This window comes from Pseudarthrobacter sp. S6, from assembly GCF_050156575.1.
In the GTDB taxonomy this organism is placed as follows: domain Bacteria; phylum Actinomycetota; class Actinomycetes; order Actinomycetales; family Micrococcaceae; genus Arthrobacter.
Genome location: NZ_CP189581.1, coordinates 400,522 through 416,759 on the forward strand (window position 1 = coordinate 400,522; position 16,238 = coordinate 416,759).

Genomic DNA, 16,238 nt, shown 5'->3' on the forward strand with positions numbered 1-16,238 from the left:
TTTGTTTGGTTGTGCCGCGGGGGCCGCTGCACGGGTGGTGCTTTCGAGCCCAGAGAGGCCATGGCCGGCGGGCCACAGCCCCTCCGCTGCGTCGAGTTCGTGATGCCGTTTCCCCGGGAGGCCCCGGGGTGCTGCGCTGGTTCTCAGCGCAGCTTAGGCGGTGCGGCCGACGTCGATGAACGACATGCCGGTGGTGGGCAGCGGCTTGAAGCCGTTGAGCTTCTTGTCGTCCCAGGCGGAGGGCAGCTGGCGGTGGAAGATCGGGTACAGCGGAACTTCATCGGAAACGAGGTCCACAATTTCGCCGGTGATCTTCTTGGCGTCTGCTGCGGCAGCCTGGGAGCCCTTGTTCATGAGCTCCTGCAGCTTGGCGCGTTCCGGGGCGGTCCAGTAGGCGCGCTTCTCCATCCAGGTGGCGCCCGAGTAGAACCAGCTCAGGAGCAGGTCCGCGTCGTTGCCGAAGACTGAGGGGTCGCCGGGGGCTGCGACCACTGAGTAGTCGCCGGTGCCGACGCGGTCGGTGTACAGCGCGCCGGACTGGATGCTCTTGACGGAGACCTTGACGCCCGGGATCTTGTTCCAGGATTCGAGGATCAGCGGGGCAACGTCCTTGACCCAGGCAGTGTCCGTGGTGAGCAGCTCGAATTCGAGGCTCGTGACACCGGCCTGCTTGAGCAGGTCTTCGGCCTTGTTGACGTCGTAGCCGTAGACGTTCTTGGCCTTGACGTAGTCCGGGTGGCCTTCCTGGAAGTAGGAGCTGGCGGGCTTGGCGTTGCCGAACAGGGCCTTCTTGATGATGGCTTCTTTGTCCAGGCCGTAGTGCAGTGCCTGGCGGACCAGCTTGTTGTTGAACGGGGCCTTGTTGCAGTTGAACATCAGGAACATCAGGCCGAAGGACTGGACGGATTCAACCTTGACCTTGGACTTCAAACCGTCGATGTCCAGATAGGGGACGTCCTCGATGGCCTGGACGCGGCCGGACTGGACGGCGGTGACGCGGGCAGCGGCGTCGGAGAGCAGGAGCCAGGTCATGCCCTTGGCCAGTGCCGGCTTGGGGCCGTTGTAGTCTGCGAACGCTTCGAAGACGATCTTGTCGTCCTTGGCGGCGGAGATGAGCTTGTAGGGGCCGGTGCCGACGGGCTTGGCGTCGAAGGCCTTGAGGTCCTGGGCCAAGGCCTTGGGAACAACCTTGACCACGGAGATGCGGGGGCCGAAGCCGGGGAAGGCGTACTTGAGGGTGAACTCAACCGTCTTGGCATCCAGGGGCTTGACGTCCTGGATGAACGGGATGAACTGCGAGAACAGGGACTTGTTCGCCGGGTCCATCACGCGGGTGAAGGAGAAGGCGACGTCTTCGGTGGTGACCGGGGTGCCGTCGTGGAACTTGGCGCCTTCGCGGATGGTCACCTGGTAGGTGGTGTCGTTGACCTTCTTGGGGTCCGAGGCCGCCAGCGCGTTGTACGGCACGCGGGTGGCCGGGTGCAGTTCGATGAGGCCTTCGAAGATGTGCAGGTTGGCGGCCATCGGAGTGGCGCCTGAGGAGCTCAGCGGGTCGAAGCCGGTGGAGAGGGCATAGGAGATGCCCGCCTCGATGGTGAGGTCCTTGTTGACTGCCGCAGCGCTCGCGGAGTCGCCGGTGGTGGTAGCTGCCGGGCTGCCGCACGCGGCGACAGAGGCGGTGAATGCTGCAGCGGCGCCCATGGCACCGGTGAGCTTGAGGAAGTTCCGGCGGCTGGCGTCATTGACCAGCGGCAGGTTCTTGGTGATGTTGTTCATGAGGGCCTCGCCATTCCAGAAGGTTTATCGGATGTAGGACGTCCGAGCTCGTATGTCGACTGTAAGCGTCATCACAGGTTCACGTCAAGCGCCAACTTCGTAACGCTTTCCACTTCCTGCGGGCTTTCGGCGAACGCTCTCTCACCCGGTCGCGCTGACGTCGCCTGAGACAGTGTCAAACCTGAAAGCACGACGGCGGCGCTCGGCAGTGCCGCCGCGCTCGCCGGTCACTTCAAACGTCACCTCGTAGGCCACCTCGGCGTAGCCGCGCGCCACATCGGCCCTGGTGACGGTGTACACCGGGGTGAAATACAGGGCTTCTTCCCCGGGGTCAAGATCCGTCGCGGGAAAGGCGTCCGAGCTGGGACCGGACAGCCGGACCGCGGCCACCGGCAGGGATCCGTCATTGCGCGCCCTGCCCGTGAAGGCCAGGATGTCCCCGGCCTTGTAGCCGGGAATGATGGGGCCGTAGTTCAGGTCCTGCGCCTCCCGGGTGCCGATGACCTGCGCAGCCTCGGCCGAGTAGCCCTGTCCGATTTCCTTCCAGGTGTGCACGCCCCAGTCCTCGCCGCCGGACTGCAACAGGTGGAACTCGCCGGCGTTCTGCCAGACCGTCGGCCGGCCGGGCGTGATGGACCGCAGTTCCATGTCGAACACAAGGCCGTCGCCGTCATTTGGCGCGCTTACCCCGCCGGTGGACCCGGGCGGGGTGCCCCCGGCGGGGCTCCCAGTGTCGGCGCTGCCGGAGCCGCCGGGAATGCGGGCGGTGAGCTGGGCGGTGAGTTGCAACGCAGGCACCGAGGCGAACACGATTTCCCGGTAGCCCTGGCGCTCGTAGAGGACGCCGATGTTGCCGTCGGGGAGCCGGGTTGCCGTCGAATACGCCGAGCTGCCTGGGCACAGGACCAGCTTGGCGGGCCAGCTGCGCCCGTTATCGGTGGACAGGCTAATCACCGTGTTCCGCCGCAGCGCGGTGTCCTGGTTGTTGGTTGCCAGTAGCCATGTATCCGTGGCCTCGCCGGCGAATGCAGTCAGGGACGGCAGGCCGTCAAAGCGGACCAGTGAGCCGTTATCGCCCGGGTCCGGGAGGTCCTCGACGGCGCGAAGGGCGCTCCAGGTGGCCCCGCCGTCGTCCGATAGTGCCGCAAGGCGGCGCGGTGTGCCGCGGCTTTGCAGCAGCAGCCGGCCGTCCTGGAGCGCGGCAACCTTGTTTTCGTTGGGGGCATGGCCGTGCGTCCCGGCGCCGATGAGCTCCCCGAGCGTCCAGGTGCTGCCGTGGTCGTCGCTGTACGCGGAAGCGGCCATGATCTCGCCGCCGGCCAGGACCACAAACTGCTGGACCAGCCGGCCGCGGTACGGGCCCGTGTGGATCTGGATGCCCTGCCCGGCCGCGGCGAAGATCCCGGTGATGTCCGGCTCGTCCGTACTAGGCTCACGCGGGCGGAGGGGCGGCCGGAGCTTAAGCTGGGCGGTGATCCGGCGGTGCTGCCAGGTCAGGCCGTCGTCGTCCGAGTAGCTGAGATCGCAGTGCTGCACATCGTCGTCGGGCTCCAACCCGGCCGCGGCTTCGAAGAATCCGGCGTGCGTTCCGGCGGCGTGGAACAAAAGGATCCGGCCGGTCTCAGCGTCCACCAGGAGGCTCGGATCGCCGTAGCCATTGAGGCCGCGGCCAGTCCTTACTACCTGCTGTTTGCCCCAGGTCCGGCCGTTGTCCGTGCTGCGCCGGAGCAGGAGGTCAATCGGGTTGGGCAGGTCATCGAGGTTGGGGCGGCCGTCGTAGGCGGCCAGCAGGGTGCCCTGCCGCGAAACGGCGAGGGCGGGGATCCTGTATTGCCGGTAGCCTCCGGCGCCCCGGACCGCCAGCACGTGTTCGACGTCGGGCATGGCAGCCGACATTGGCTGCAGGACATGGGATGTCATATCTCCATGATAGGGGACGCGTAACACGCCTGTGTAGGCGGATTCATGTCTGGCAGAGTATGAGCATGCTCACAGTAATAGGCGAGGGCCTTGTTGACGTTGTCCAGCGCGCCTCCGGAATCGAAGCCCACGTGGGCGGCAGCCCCCTTAACGTCGCGGTGGGCCTGGCCCGCCTTGACCATCCCGTGCAGTTCATCGGCCGCTACGGCCGCGACGCCTACGGGGAGTCGGTGGCGGCGCACCTGCGCTCCAGCTCCGTTATGCTGCCGCTTGGCCCCGATGAGCTGCCTACCAGCGTGGCCACCGCCGTAATTGACGACGACGGCGCCGCCACCTACACGTTCGACCTCGCCTGGGAGCTTCCCGGCCTGGCGGACCGCCTCGCCTATATGCTGCAGGGAACCACGCTGCTGCACACCGGCTCCATCGCTACGATGCTGGCGCCGGGCGCCGCGGCTGTGCTGGCCGCCGTCGAGCACGCCCACCCCGCCGCCACGATCAGTTTCGATCCCAACTGCCGGCCCAGCATCATCACCGACGTGGATTATGCGCGGCAACAGGCGGAGAAATTTGTCACCCTTTCGGACGTGGTCAAGGCCTCGGACGAGGACCTGGAGTGGCTGTACCCGGGTGTGGACGTGCTGGAATCGGCGCGCCGCTGGCTGTCGTTGGGCGGTTCCGAGGGGCCTGCCCTGGTAGTGGTCACGCGCGGCGCGGCCGGTCCGTGGGGAATTACGGCTGCCGGTGAAGCGGCGATTGACGCGCCTCGTGTGGAAGTGGCCGACACGGTGGGCGCTGGTGATTCCTTTATGGCCGCGCTGCTTTCGGGGATCGTGGATCGGGGCCTGGACGGCGCGCAGAACCGAAAGGACCTGCGCGAGCTTCCGGCCGAGGGCCTGGCTGAGCTCCTGGCCCACGCTGCCCGCGCGGCGGCCGTCACGGTTTCCCGCCCGGGGGCCAACCCGCCCTCGCGTGCCGAGCTGAACTCGGTTCCGGGGGAGTGAGGAAGAAATGCAGAAGAAACTGCAGCGCTGGCCCGGAGCTCCATAGGATTTGGCCACGCGGAGGCAACGGCACGCAATCCGATGAGACATCTGCCCTCACCGCAACCGGAGCGCTTGGGGATCCTTATGCGTGGCGCAATTCCGAAGGCGACGTGCCGCAGGTCAGCCGGCATACGCCAGGATCGAGAGGCTCCTGACGCCGTACTTCGTAGTCGCCGCACGGGCGCTGTCGGAGAGGAACTCATAAGGATTCGTCCGGAGCGTTTCCAGCGCGAACCCGCTGCCGGCGATCAATTCCTGGTAGGTGTCTTCCTGCGTGGCGCCACCGATGCAGGCGGCCCAGAGATCAATGTTGCAGTCGAAGCTGGCATCGTCGAAGGGGAGTTCTTCGATGTACCCGTGCGCGAAGGCGACCTGGGGAAAGCCGCCCTTTCCGCAGGCCGTCGGCCTTCTCCAGTTGCCCGCAAGACCGCGTCCATCTTGAAGTGGTACTTGCCAACGGGGTTTTGGGCCACCGCCCTGTAGACCTGCTTGACCTTGTCCTCAAGCTCGCTTCGGTCAACTGCAACTGTTCCCATGTCCATGGCTCTACCCGTGCTTCATACGATTTCGAGGGTGGTTTCAACCGGAACCGGGTTGGCCAGGCAGTCGCGGACCGGTGACGTGTCCTGGACATACCGGCACAGGGACTGAAGCTGCTCCGGGGTGGCATTCGGGCTGGAGACCCGTGCCTGCGCACGGATGGCGGTGAATCCGGGCCGAGGTCCTTCGAGGCCGAGGAAGGGCCGGGCGTCCAGATCGCCTTCGACGTGGAACTCCAGTGAACTGATTTCTATGCCCTGGGCGGCCGCATTGGCCGCGTATCCGACGGCGTAGCAGAAGCCCAGGGCCTGCAGCAGCAGTTCGACGGCGTTGGGTCCGGCGTTGTTTCCGAGGAGCACGGGAGGTTCGTCACCCTCGATCGTGAAGTCTCCGGTCCGGGTGGTGTCGGGTTCCCCCGCATGGGTGAATCCCAGGATCTTTCCCGAGTTGTGGGTGCCGCCGCGCCAGGTGCTGGTGGCTCTGAACGTAAAGCTGCCCTGGGTGGGATCTGCCTGGATCGCATCGATGGTCCCCAGTAGCTGGTCGACGTCAATGCCATTGCGGATGGTCGCTGTCGATTCCATCGCAATTCGCCTCTTTTCCGGGTTGTCCCGGGTCCGTGGCGCGGCCCCGGGGGTATTCAAGTGAATACTTGAATACCACACCCGGTGGGTATATCTTGTCAAGTACCTACTTGAATATGATTTGCGGAGGATCGGGCATGAGTGACAGGCCGGCAAAGGACAAGCTGTTTGATGCATTTGCTTCCGTGGCCAAGGTCCTTGGCAGTGGTCGGCGCGCCGAGATAGTGGATGTCCTGGCCCAGGGTGAGCGCCCTGTGGACGAAATTGCCGAGGAAATCGGGCAGAGCATCGCCAATGCTTCGCAGCATCTTCAGCAGCTCCTGCGGGCGGGCCTGGTGCGCACCCGTCGCGAAGGAACGCGGATCTATTACCGACTCAGCGGCACCGCGGTCACGCGACTCTGGGCGGCCGTGCGGGAGGTTGCAGCCGAGCATGTCGCAGAACTCGACGAACTCGCCGAGGCCTACCTGGGGGACAGGGCGGCCTTGGACTCCCTGACCCGGGCTGAGCTGACCAACCGAATGGCCGCGGGAGATGTAGTAGTTCTCGATGTGCGGCCTGAGCGCGAATTCCGCTCCGGCCACATCCGGGGCGCGGTTTCGGTTCCTGTCGGAGAGCTGGCGGGGAGGATGAAGGACCTGCCGCACGGCCGCATCATCGTGGCGTACTGCCGCGGACGGTACTGCGTGTTCGCCGACGAGGCGGTGCGGACGCTGCGGGAACAGGGTATGCCTGCCGCCAGGCTCGAGGAGGGCTATCCCGAGTGGGCTGAGGCCGGGCTGCCCGTCGAGGATGGCGCGCCGCGCAAGTCCGGCGCGCCGGGATAGCCGCCGCCTTCGAGCGCGTCGCTGCGGTCGCGCACGGTGTAGCCTGGTCGCCGAGTAGCTGGGTTCTGGCCTCATCCATTGCTCCGTAACCGCCGTTGTGAGGGGTCAAAAGGGCGAGGGGGCCGGTGAGGAGCAATCGATGAAGTCCTGGCTACTCCTTGCGTGCAGCGTTGATGACGCTGGCCTTCTCGCCGGCAGCCGCGCCGTTCAGCCACTCGACAGATTTAACGTGGCCGCGCAGCAGTGGCCTCACGGTGTCCGGGTGTTCGCGCGGACGTTCACGCAACGACGCGCAGGCTCAACAGAACGTAGCGCGGCGTCAAAGAACGTCGTGGGCCGACTCCAACGGCCCAGTCGTCCGGGACGAAGCGGCACGGACCGGGAAACCCCAAGCCCCACGTAGACTGGCAGGATGCGGCTGGTAGCAAGTGATATTGACGGAACGATTCTTGGGCACGATGGAAAGATCAGCGACCGCACCGTCCGGGCCTTCCATGCCTGCCGGGAGGCCGGCATCGAGCTTGTTTTTGTCACCGGCCGCCCGCCGCGCTGGCTCCACCCGCTGGAGGAACAGCTAGGCCACACCGGCACGGTCATCTGTTCCAACGGCGCCGTGGTGTGGGACCTCGAAGCGGACCGGCTGGTGTCCGCTCGGACGCTGGGCATGGACGCGGTGCTGGAACTGCGGCGGATCATCAAGGAACTGCGCCCCGCCGCGTTCTTCGCCGCGGAAACCCTGACCGGATTCCATCTGGAGCCCGGTTTCATCGAGAACGGTTCGAGCGAGCTGCTGGCCGAATTTACCCCCGCCCCGCTGGCCGAAACGCTCACCCCGGACGACGCCGTCGTGAAGTTCCTGGCAATTGTCAGGGATGGCACCGCGGACGACTTCCTGGCAGCCGTGCGGCCCGCCGTCACCCATCTCGCGTCCGCCACGCACTCCGCACCGACGGTGGCGTTGCTTGAACTGTCTCTTCCCGGCGTCAACAAAGCCGTCACCCTGGCCGAATACGCCAAGGCGCTGTCCATTGACGCCGCCGACGTCGTGGCGTTCGGGGACATGCCCAACGACGTCGAGATGTTGCGTTGGGCGGGCCACGGGTACGCCATGGCCAGCGGCCATCCGGACGCCATCAGCGCGGCCGGGCAGCAGGCACCGCACTTTGACGACGATGGCGTGGCCCAGATCCTCGAAGCCAGGCTCGCGGCGCTGGGGGTAAAGCTCTCCTGACCCCGGCTTCCGGGCCAGGAATTCACAGCTGCCGCTCACCTTCCGTTCACATTTGCCACCTACCGTGGGTTACGGACAATCATCCGCAGCTGAAGGGGCAGTCATGGCAAGGAACGGTAACCAACGCGCGGTCGACGAGCCGTTGCGCCCGGCAGAGCCGGCTGCGCACTGGAAGGCACTGAAAGAGGGTGACCGCGTGCGCGTCCGCCTCACCCCAGGATACGAAACCGGCGGGTTCGTGGATGCCATCACGTGGGACCACACCGCTGTGTGGGTGGACCTCGACGACGGCCACGGCCGTACGCTGCTGCACTGCAGCGACAGCGTGGAGATTGTGCCGCAGGACGCATAGCCCGGCGGCTCCGGTACGCTCGAAAACGTGACTGAGCCGTTTTTTGATGCTTCTGACGGTGCTGGCCGTCCCCCGCGTCCCATTGCCCTGGCCCACCGCGGATTCTCCCGGGCAGGGCTGGAGAACTCGATGGCCGCGTTCCGGGCCGCCGCCGAACTTGGCTATGAGTACCTTGAGACGGATGTGCACACCACCTCCGACGGCGTGCTGCTGCTCTTCCACGACGACACCCTGGACCGGGTCACAGACGGCCGTGGCCGGATTTCGGAGCTGACCGCCGCTGAGGTTTCCACCGCGCGGATCGGCGGGCGCGAGCCCGTGCCGCTGTTTGACGACCTGCTGACAGCTTTCCCGGCTGCCCGGCTGAACCTGGACGTCAAAGACTGGAAGTCGGTGCAAAGCCTGGCTGCCGGCATCGAACGGCACGGTGCGCATGACCGGGTCCTGGTGGCCAGTTTCTCAGACCGCAGACGCCGGGCGGTGCTGAAAATGCTGAGCCGTCCGGTGGCCTCCTCGGCAGGGATGGTGACAAATGCGCTGTTTGTCCTGCTGGGCCCGGTGCTTCCGGCGGCCTGGCTGCGCCTGGCGCTGCGGGGGCCGTTGCGCGATGTCCAGGCCCTGCAGGTTCCGGTCCGCTACGGGGCGGTCCGCGTGGTGACGCCTGCCTATGTGCGGCGGGCGCACGCCCTGGGCCTGGTGGTCCACGTGTGGACCATCAACCACCCGGCTGAGATGCACCGGCTGCTTGACCTGGGCGTGGACGGGATCGTGACGGACCGCGCGGATCTCCTGAAGCAGGTCTTGCGGGAACGTGGCCAGTGGCCCGGCGGCTGACCCGGTTCCAGGGAGCCTGCGCCGAGGCCACTGCGCAGGACTGCGGTGCATTTCCGCGCAGTTAGGAGCCGCCGGGACCCTGGATGGCGTGATTGGCAGCGAGGTGGCGGAGCCCATCGGGGTCTAAAGGCGTATTCCACGCCGCCCAGTCCTTAGGCCGCACGGAGGGCCGGCCCAGCAGGTAGCCCTGGCCGGCACTGAAACCCAACTCCGTAAGGACCCTCAGTTCCTCGGCGGTTTCAACACCTTCGGCCACCAGGACACTGCCTATCTGCTCCGCGAAGTCCACCAGGCACGCGGCCAGGGCGTGCTGGGAGGTGTCCGTGTCCACGCCGCTGATCACATTCCGGCCCAGCTTGATGAAATCAGGCCGCAGATGGAGCATTCGGCTCAGGGCGCCCGCGGTTGGGTGCGAATCATCGATTGCAATGCGCAGCCCCCGTTCACGGAGCGGCGTAATTGCGGAAATGAAATGCGAGTATTCTTCGTCCGGAATTTCGTCCGTCAATTCGAGCACAATACGGTCTATTGGCAGCTCGATGTGTTCAAACAATTCGGGGAGCCGGGGATCCAGGCACGACACGGGGGAGATGTTCAGGGACACGTAGAGGTTCGCGGGCAGTTTCGCGGCAGCTAAGGCTGCGGACGCGAGGGCAGAGAATTCCAGGTTGGCGCCCAAGCCAACGGCGGCCGCCTCGGCAAACCAGATTTCCGCGCCTGCGCCGTCGTCGCTGACAAAGCGTGACAACGCCTCTACACCCACTACGACCTTGGATTCGAGGCCGTAGATCGGTTGGAATGCGGTCATCAGCATCTGGTTTTCCAGCAGCGAGCTGATTCGCGACAGGCTGCGGAAGGAATCCAGCCGCTCGGCCAGCTGCGGCGGCATGGCGCTGAGAGGCTGCGGGAAACGGGCAGTGTCCGGAGCGCTGGCTTCTGCGCTGTCCTGTTGTTGGCGCTCCAGAAGATACTCCAGCAGGGCCCGTTCCGGCGCGCCTGGGTTTTCTCCCAGGCGGTCGCTAAGGCGCTGACGTATTGCCGCCCCGGCAGGATCAGAATCCCCGAGGACCCCAGCAATAACTCCCCAAGCTTGTATCCGAACCGTCATTAGCAACGCCCCCAGTTGACGAAGTAATGGCTCCTTGGTCTCTTTATTTTCAAATTTCCAGATACCTTCGGAATGCGCTACTTCTGATTAATACCGATCTTCCTGACCGCGAAGAATCGGATGCCGCCACTTGATCGTATATCGGGATGATCGAAAGCGCAGCCCAAAATCGATTAACCCCTATTACTCCCGGATGAAGTTTCTGCCAACAGCGCAGGAAGCTCTTCGGGCGGGACGGGTTTGCTGAAGAAATAGCCCTGTGCGCTGAGGCACCCGAGGTTCCTGAGGTGCTCGGCCTGATCCGCTGTTTCCACGCCCTCCCACACGGCTTCGAGCCCGCAGGCGCGCACCAGTTGAAGGACTGCGGCCACCAATGCAGGCTGGCTGGGGTCCGTGCCCAGTCCCTCAATCAGGGACCGGTCCACTTTGACCCGGTCCACTGGGAGCCTGCGCAGGTAACTGATGGAGGAATACCCGGTACCGAAGTCGTCGATTTCGATTCCGACGCCCAGTCCGCGCAGCCCGCCCAGGGAGTACCGGTCCAGTTCGTTGCCCCTGACGATGGCCGCTTCCGTCAGCTCCAGGACAACCTGCTCGGGGCGGACGCCCGTCTGCTTGAGCACGGCGCGGACGTCCTCGATGAACTGCAGGCTCTGCAGATCAGTTGCGGAGATGTTGATCCGGACGGAAAACCTGCTGTCCACCAGTCCGGCATCAATCCAGCGGCGTAGCTGGCCGACAGCTGTGCTGAGCACCCACAGGCCCAGCTCGGAGATCAGTCCCGCATCTTCTGCCAGCGGGATGAACTCGTCGGGCATGATGCGGCCGCGGGTTGGGTGGTCCCATCGGATCAAGGCCTCCACGCCTTCGATGCGCCCGGTGCCCAGTTCAATCACGGGCTGGTAGTGCAGCACCAGGCCCTGGCCCTTGATGGCGGTCCGGAGGTCCTCCAGCAACTGGCTGCGGAGCTTGCGGATGAGCAGAAGCCCGGGTTCGAAGACGTGGAGCCGGTTCTGCCCCTCGGCTTTGGAGGCGTACATGGCCACATCGGCCTCCATCAGCAGGTCCTCGGCCTGCCGCCCGGACGCCCCGACGCTGAGTCCAACGCTCGCCCCGCAGCGGACGGTCCGGTCAGGAAGGTCAATGGGTTCCCTAATGGCTGCCAGGATGCGCTGGCCTACGACGGCGGCCTGGTCGGCGCCCGTGGCCGGCATAACGATGGCGAACTCGTCCCCGCCCAGCCGGGCCACAACGTCGTTGGTCCGGACGGCGCGGCGGATGCGTTGTCCCACGGTGACCAGTACCTGATCCCCGGCAGAGTGGCCGAGGGTGTCGTTGATGGATTTGAAGGCGTCAAGGTCAAGGAGGAGGATAGCTGGCTGGCTGAGGGCATCGCCGTCGTGGTCCTGCGCGGACTTCAGTGCAGCCAGAAGCGCCGAGCGGTTGGCAAGGCCGGTGAGGGGATCCTGCATGGCCATCTTCTGCATCTTGCGGTGGGCGTCGTGCAGCAGTTGCGTGCGGACCTCAACACGCTGCTCAAGCTCTTCGTAAATGATCTGGAGGTCCTCGGCCAGGAGGTTGGTGCCCATGATGATGGCGTCGAGCTCGTCCCGGGCCGGTGAAACTTCTATCCGCGACTGGAGGTCGCCGGAGGCGAGCCGGACGATGCCATCGAGCAGCTGGGAGAGCCTGGGGTCATCGTCAGCGAACATCTGTTGCCTCCTTCCCGCGTTCAGATTTCCTGGGGCCCGTGGGCTCCTAGGGGGAGGCTTACGGTGACAGTGGTGCCAACACCCAGCTCCGAGGTTACGCCAATGCGGCCGCCGTGACGCTGGACGATGTCCTGGGTGATGGCGAGCCCCAGTCCGGTACCTGGAACCGCCCCGGACATCGCGTTCGAGGCGCGGTAAAAACGCGTGAAGACGTGGGCTATCTCGTCACTGGATATCCCAATCCCGGTGTCCGAGACGCTGACCGTCGCCCAGCGTGCGCCGGCTGCATCTTCCCGCGTCAGACTGACCACGTCGATCTGTCCTCCGCCGGGGGTGAACTTGATGGCGTTGGAGACCAGATTCGTAAAAACCTGCTGCAGCTGCACTTCGTCTGCCAGGAATTCGAGCTCGTCCGAGGCCATCGACGTGGCAATGGCGACATTCTGCACTGTTGCGAGCGGCCTCAGCGCAGCGGTGACGATCTCAAGTGTCCGCGCCAGCCGGACGGGGCTCAGATGCAGCGGACTTTGCTCGTGCCCGTTGCGGGAGACGCTGAGCATGTCCTCGATCAGCAACCGGAGCCGTTCGGTGTTTCTTACAACGATGTCCAACATTTGGTGGACCTCGCTGGACACGGGGTCGGACGTGTTCTCCTGGATCATGTCCAGGTAGGCCATGATCGATGTCAGCGGCGTGCGGAGCTCATGGTTAACGGTGGCCAGGAAGTCGGTCTTGGCTTTGTCCAGCTGCTGGAGTTGCTTGACCACCTGCTGCTGGCTGGTGATCAGGTGGCTTTGGATCAGGCCGTGGACGGTATTGCCAGCAACGTGCTGGATCAGTGCCAGCTCAGCCCGCGACCATTCCCTGGGGGAGTCCAGCAGGGCGATCCAGATAATCCCCAGCGACGAGCTGCCGTCCCCCATCGGGACGGCAACGGACGCGGCGGCGCGCAGTTGCGCGAGCTCGGCTGGCAGCCGGACATCGCCGGCACCGTACGGTGCAAACGCCCCGTCCGCAGTGAGGACCTCGGCCCGCGCCCACAGTACGTCAGCGGTCTTGCGCACCGGGCCTTCGTCCGTGCACAATCCTTCAGGCAGCGGGCCCAGACCGGGCCGGTGCCACTGGGCGGTAATCGGCGGCACCTTGTCGTCGTCGAACGTGGTCAGCCAGACCCGGTCCGCGCCGAAAGTCTCACCGAACCCCCGGACCACAACATCGGCGATCTGTTGCGGATGGTTGGTTCCGCGGACCAATGCGGACACCTCCCGCAGCCTTTCGCGTAACGTCTCCGCTTCCTGCCGGGCTTCATTCCGGCGGGAGACCAGGTTAATTAGGGCAGTGGCGCGGTGGACGAGTTCCTTGGGAGCAGGCGGTTTGGCGATGCTGTCCCGCACGCCGGCATGCTCCACCGCCTTGACTTCGGCCGGGCTGTCGAGATCAACGAGAACCAGCACAGGGGCGGTCGCGTCGACGTCGGAGAGTGAACTGTCCAGGACCAGGACGGAGGCCTCGCGCTGTTCCAGAAGGGTCGAAAGGCCGGTGGCGTTGTCCACAACGCTCACCGTGAAGCCCGCCGCCTCCAGTGCCGCCGTGGTGGATTCCCGGCGCCCGGCGTCGGGATCCGCAACGACAGCCAGGTACGGCACGGTTGCGAAATGTGGTGTGTCCGCTGGCAACCTGTCCCCCTTTGCTCCTGAGTGAGCACCCGTTTGCTCCTGACTGAGTACATTGTAGGGTGACGGAGCACACCTGCTCCTATAAAATGCGCGGAGGGTATCGTGACGAGTCAGCCTGCAGAAGCAGCAAAGGCGGACCTGACGCTGGATGAACAGGGTGTTATCCAGCTCAAGTGGCCGCGGGGTGTGTCCATCGCGGAATCGGACGCCGTGGCCGCCATGCAGAACGTGAACGACCTGTGCGGGGCCGGCCGCCATCCCATGCTGGTGGACATGGCCACCACGGCCCAGGTGAGCCGGGGAGCCCGTGCCGTTTTTGGCCGCCCCTGCCAGGCCTCCCGGATTGCGCTGCTCGGGGCGTCGCCGGTTGATAAAGTGCTGGCCAACTTCATTCTGGGCATCAACAAACTGCCCTGCCCCACCCGGTTCTTTACGTCCCGCGACGACGCCATGGCCTGGTTGTTGAAGGAACCCGCGGCCACAAGCTGAACGGAACAGCCCGAGAACGGCTGCGGCGCGTTCGGGGTCCTATATTTGTCCTATGTCATCCCGCGCGAAACAGGTACTCACCGCCTTGCGGCAGTACCTGATCCTGCCCAAGCTGATGAGGCTGTCCATCTCTGCTCCGAAAGACAGAACCGTGGCCTGGGACAGGTATTGGGCCGGGATCACGAGGACGGGCGCCCGGAGTGACGTGCTGTGGGATTCCGGCACTGACCACGAGCTGCTGGGCTACGGGGACGTCCTGCGGCGGCACTTCGATCCAGGCCTTCCCGTGGTGGATGTGGGGTGCGGGCATGGCGCATTCAGCCGCGCCCTGACGGCGTATTCACCGAAGGTCCTGGGCGTTGACGTGTCTGCGCACGCGGTGGCCCGTGCCCATGACGAATCGGCCGGAGTTGACGGTGTCAGCTACCTGGCCCGTGACATGACCGAGCCTGGAGCCGGCGCGAGTCTGGTGGAATCCACGGATGCCAACGCCTTTGTCCGTGGCGTGCTTCACGTCCTGGCGCCGGCCGATCAGGCCGCGCTGATGGAAAATCTGCGGCAGATCGTAGGTGCCCGCGGCACCGTTTTCCTGGCGGAGACGAATTTCCAGGGCAACCCAGTGGAGTACGTCGCGCACCTGGGGGCGTCACTCCGCAGCATCCCGGCCCCGCTGGAGCTGGCTATCCGGAAACTGCCCATGCCGGGTCGCTTTGGACCGGAGGAGCTGGCCCGCGTGATGCCGAAGGGCCGGTGGACGCTGGTGGAAGACGGTGCCGCAACCATCGAAACCAACCCGCTGATGGATGCGGCGGGGAACAGCAGAATACCGGGCTACTTTGCGGTGCTCAAGCCCAAAAATTCCGACGCTGGCCGGTAGGGTTCGTCCTAAGCTGTCCGCATACCGGATTAGGCAAGCGCTTTCCCGGAAGCGGCTGGCATGATGGACGGCATGCGCATTCTCATCGCTCCGGACAAGTTCAAGGGCTCGCTCACCGCCGCGGAGGCCGCCGCCGCCATCGCCGAAGGTGCGCTGCGCGTATACCCGGACGCCGTCGCCAACCAGTTTCCGATCGCCGACGGCGGCGAGGGCACCCTGGAGGCTGCCGTTTCGGCCGGCTACGAGGAGCGGCTCAACGCCGTTGTGGGCCCCATTCTTGCCCCCGTCGGCGCTGCCTGGGCCATCCGGAAGAACGCTGGCGGCGGGGCGACCGCCGTCATCGAAACAGCCCAGGCCTCGGGCCTGGCTGAGATGGAACCCACCCCGGCCAACGCGCTGCGGGCGCACAGCTACGGCTGCGGGCAGCTGATCGCGGCGGCGCTCGACGCCGGGGCTACCGAGGTTGTGTTGGGGCTGGGCGGATCAGCCATGACCGACGGCGGCAGCGGCGCCCTGCGTGCGCTGGGCCTCAAGCCGCTGGACGCCGCCGGCAACGTTGTTCCGTTGGGCGGCGGATCACTGGCCGACGTTGCAGCCCTCGATACCTCCGGGCTGGACCCGCGACTCTCCGCAACCTCCTTCAGGATCGCCGTGGACGTCCAGAATCCGCTGTATGGCGCCACCGGCGCGGCTCACGTCTTCGGCGCCCAGAAGGGTGCCGACGGCGAGGCAGTTGAACAGCTCGACGCCGGTCTCCGCAACTGGGCGTCCGTACTCCGGGGGGCCACTGGCCGGGACGTTAACATCCCGGGAGCCGGGGCGGCAGGCGGCTTCCCGGCGTCGTTCCTCGCCTTCACGAACGCCCGGCTGGAAGGAGGGTTCGCGCTTGTCGCAGGGCTCACTGGGCTCGCAGGTCAACTGGACAACGCAGACCTGGTGATCACGGGGGAGGGTTCCCTGGACTCGCAGTCGCTGACAGGCAAAGCTCCCATCGCCCTCGCGGACGCAGCCCGGGACCGAGGGATTCCGGTGATCGTGGTGGCGGGGCGGATCCTGGTCACACCCGAGGACCTGGCCGGGCACGGCGTGGTCGCCGCAGCGCAACTGCTCGATGTTGCGGCCAGCCAGGAAGACGCCGTGGCCCACGCCGCAAAATACTTGGCCTGGGCCACAAGCCAGGTCCTTGAAGGCGCCTGAAGCCACAGCCCGTGTTCCGGTAATTACCCATTTGCGCCTGTGCACTCCGTCGACAGGATCCCCGGCGAT

Annotated in this window: 15 protein-coding genes; 8 read left to right on the forward strand and 7 right to left on the reverse strand. The window is 65.6% G+C overall.

The window, feature by feature from the left end; all coding sequences use genetic code 11:
- Positions 1-153: 153 nt before the first annotated feature.
- On the reverse strand, positions 154-1,776 hold the full coding sequence (locus tag ACQCS0_RS01980; protein WP_354155505.1) for an ABC transporter substrate-binding protein: 1,623 nt from the start codon (positions 1,774-1,776) through the stop codon (positions 154-156).
- Between the two features lie 141 nt (positions 1,777-1,917).
- Positions 1,918-3,696, reverse strand: coding sequence for a sialidase family protein (locus ACQCS0_RS01985; RefSeq protein ID WP_426939997.1), 1,779 nt, complete (start codon positions 3,694-3,696; stop codon positions 1,918-1,920).
- 65 nt (positions 3,697-3,761) lie between these two features.
- Here ACQCS0_RS01985 and ACQCS0_RS01990 point away from each other — a divergent pair, with 65 nt between their 5' ends.
- Positions 3,762-4,700 (forward strand): PfkB family carbohydrate kinase, encoded by a 939-nt coding sequence (locus ACQCS0_RS01990; protein ID WP_354155503.1) that lies wholly within the window; start codon positions 3,762-3,764, stop codon positions 4,698-4,700.
- A gap of 599 nt (positions 4,701-5,299) precedes the next feature.
- Here ACQCS0_RS01990 and ACQCS0_RS01995 read toward each other — a convergent pair.
- Positions 5,300-5,866 carry an OsmC family protein gene (locus ACQCS0_RS01995; RefSeq protein WP_354155501.1) on the reverse strand — a complete coding sequence of 189 codons (567 nt, stop codon included), beginning with the start codon at positions 5,864-5,866 and terminating at the stop codon, positions 5,300-5,302.
- A 137-nt stretch (positions 5,867-6,003) separates the two neighbouring features.
- Here ACQCS0_RS01995 and ACQCS0_RS02000 point away from each other — a divergent pair, with 137 nt between their 5' ends.
- The gene (locus ACQCS0_RS02000; protein WP_354155500.1) at positions 6,004-6,693 is read left to right on the forward strand and encodes a metalloregulator ArsR/SmtB family transcription factor; all 690 of its coding nucleotides are present in this window, start codon (positions 6,004-6,006) and stop codon (positions 6,691-6,693) included.
- Positions 6,694-6,844: 151 nt separating this feature from the next.
- Here ACQCS0_RS02000 and ACQCS0_RS02005 read toward each other — a convergent pair whose 3' ends face one another.
- Positions 6,845-6,979: a hypothetical protein gene (locus tag ACQCS0_RS02005; protein ID WP_354155537.1), complete on the reverse strand. Its 135-nt coding sequence runs from the start codon at positions 6,977-6,979 to the stop codon at positions 6,845-6,847.
- 126 nt (positions 6,980-7,105) lie between these two features.
- Between ACQCS0_RS02005 and ACQCS0_RS02010 the strand changes: the two genes are divergently transcribed.
- The 3 genes from ACQCS0_RS02010 (at position 7,106) to ACQCS0_RS02020 (ending at position 9,110) form a co-directional block, all read left to right on the forward strand.
- Positions 7,106-7,924, forward strand: a complete 819-nt coding sequence (locus tag ACQCS0_RS02010) for an HAD family hydrolase (protein ID WP_354155499.1) — start codon at positions 7,106-7,108, stop codon at positions 7,922-7,924.
- 103 nt (positions 7,925-8,027) lie between these two features.
- Positions 8,028-8,276, forward strand: coding sequence for a hypothetical protein (locus tag ACQCS0_RS02015; protein WP_354155498.1), 249 nt, complete (start codon positions 8,028-8,030; stop codon positions 8,274-8,276).
- A gap of 27 nt (positions 8,277-8,303) precedes the next feature.
- Positions 8,304-9,110: a glycerophosphodiester phosphodiesterase gene (locus ACQCS0_RS02020; protein WP_354155497.1), complete on the forward strand. Its 807-nt coding sequence runs from the start codon at positions 8,304-8,306 to the stop codon at positions 9,108-9,110.
- A 61-nt stretch (positions 9,111-9,171) separates the two neighbouring features.
- On the opposite strand, the gene ACQCS0_RS02025 is transcribed toward ACQCS0_RS02020, so the two are convergent.
- The 3 genes from ACQCS0_RS02025 to ACQCS0_RS02035 all read right to left on the reverse strand — a co-directional run bounded on the left by ACQCS0_RS02025 (position 9,172) and on the right by ACQCS0_RS02035 (position 13,576).
- Positions 9,172-10,218 (reverse strand): EAL domain-containing protein, encoded by a 1,047-nt coding sequence (locus ACQCS0_RS02025; protein WP_354155496.1) that lies wholly within the window; start codon positions 10,216-10,218, stop codon positions 9,172-9,174.
- Between the two features lie 173 nt (positions 10,219-10,391).
- Positions 10,392-11,930 carry an EAL domain-containing protein gene (locus ACQCS0_RS02030; protein ID WP_354155495.1) on the reverse strand — a complete coding sequence of 513 codons (1,539 nt, stop codon included), beginning with the start codon at positions 11,928-11,930 and terminating at the stop codon, positions 10,392-10,394.
- A 20-nt stretch (positions 11,931-11,950) separates the two neighbouring features.
- Entirely contained in the window at positions 11,951-13,576 is a 1,626-nt protein-coding gene (locus ACQCS0_RS02035; RefSeq protein WP_426939077.1) for an ATP-binding protein, read from the reverse strand.
- A 132-nt stretch (positions 13,577-13,708) separates the two neighbouring features.
- Between ACQCS0_RS02035 and ACQCS0_RS02040 the strand changes: the two genes are divergently transcribed.
- The 3 genes from ACQCS0_RS02040 to ACQCS0_RS02050 all read left to right on the forward strand — a co-directional run bounded on the left by ACQCS0_RS02040 (position 13,709) and on the right by ACQCS0_RS02050 (position 16,169).
- Positions 13,709-14,095, forward strand: coding sequence for an STAS/SEC14 domain-containing protein (locus ACQCS0_RS02040; protein WP_354155493.1), 387 nt, complete (start codon positions 13,709-13,711; stop codon positions 14,093-14,095).
- A gap of 52 nt (positions 14,096-14,147) precedes the next feature.
- Positions 14,148-14,972 carry a class I SAM-dependent methyltransferase gene (locus tag ACQCS0_RS02045; protein WP_426939998.1) on the forward strand — a complete coding sequence of 275 codons (825 nt, stop codon included), beginning with the start codon at positions 14,148-14,150 and terminating at the stop codon, positions 14,970-14,972.
- A 72-nt stretch (positions 14,973-15,044) separates the two neighbouring features.
- Entirely contained in the window at positions 15,045-16,169 is a 1,125-nt protein-coding gene (locus tag ACQCS0_RS02050) for a glycerate kinase (protein WP_354155491.1), read from the forward strand.
- Positions 16,170-16,238: the final 69 nt, after the last annotated feature.

Excerpts from the sequence above, each read along its gene's own strand:
- ACQCS0_RS02025 (WP_354155496.1), bottom strand. The coding sequence starts at position 10,218 with ATGACGGTTCGGATACAAGCTTGGGGAGTTATTGCTGGGGTCCTCGGG.
- ACQCS0_RS02030 (WP_354155495.1), bottom strand. The coding sequence starts at position 11,930 with ATGTTCGCTGACGATGACCCCAGGCTCTCCCAGCTGCTCGATGGCATC.
- ACQCS0_RS01980 (WP_354155505.1), bottom strand. The coding sequence starts at position 1,776 with ATGAACAACATCACCAAGAACCTGCCGCTGGTCAATGACGCCAGCCGC.
- ACQCS0_RS02015 (WP_354155498.1), top strand. The coding sequence starts at position 8,028 with ATGGCAAGGAACGGTAACCAACGCGCGGTCGACGAGCCGTTGCGCCCG.
- ACQCS0_RS02010 (WP_354155499.1), top strand. The coding sequence starts at position 7,106 with ATGCGGCTGGTAGCAAGTGATATTGACGGAACGATTCTTGGGCACGAT.
- ACQCS0_RS01995 (WP_354155501.1), bottom strand. The coding sequence starts at position 5,866 with ATGGAATCGACAGCGACCATCCGCAATGGCATTGACGTCGACCAGCTA.
- ACQCS0_RS01985 (WP_426939997.1), bottom strand. The coding sequence starts at position 3,696 with ATGACATCCCATGTCCTGCAGCCAATGTCGGCTGCCATGCCCGACGTC.
- ACQCS0_RS01990 (WP_354155503.1), top strand. The coding sequence starts at position 3,762 with ATGCTCACAGTAATAGGCGAGGGCCTTGTTGACGTTGTCCAGCGCGCC.
- ACQCS0_RS02000 (WP_354155500.1), top strand. The coding sequence starts at position 6,004 with ATGAGTGACAGGCCGGCAAAGGACAAGCTGTTTGATGCATTTGCTTCC.
- ACQCS0_RS02045 (WP_426939998.1), top strand. The coding sequence starts at position 14,148 with ATGTCATCCCGCGCGAAACAGGTACTCACCGCCTTGCGGCAGTACCTG.
- ACQCS0_RS02050 (WP_354155491.1), top strand. The coding sequence starts at position 15,045 with ATGCGCATTCTCATCGCTCCGGACAAGTTCAAGGGCTCGCTCACCGCC.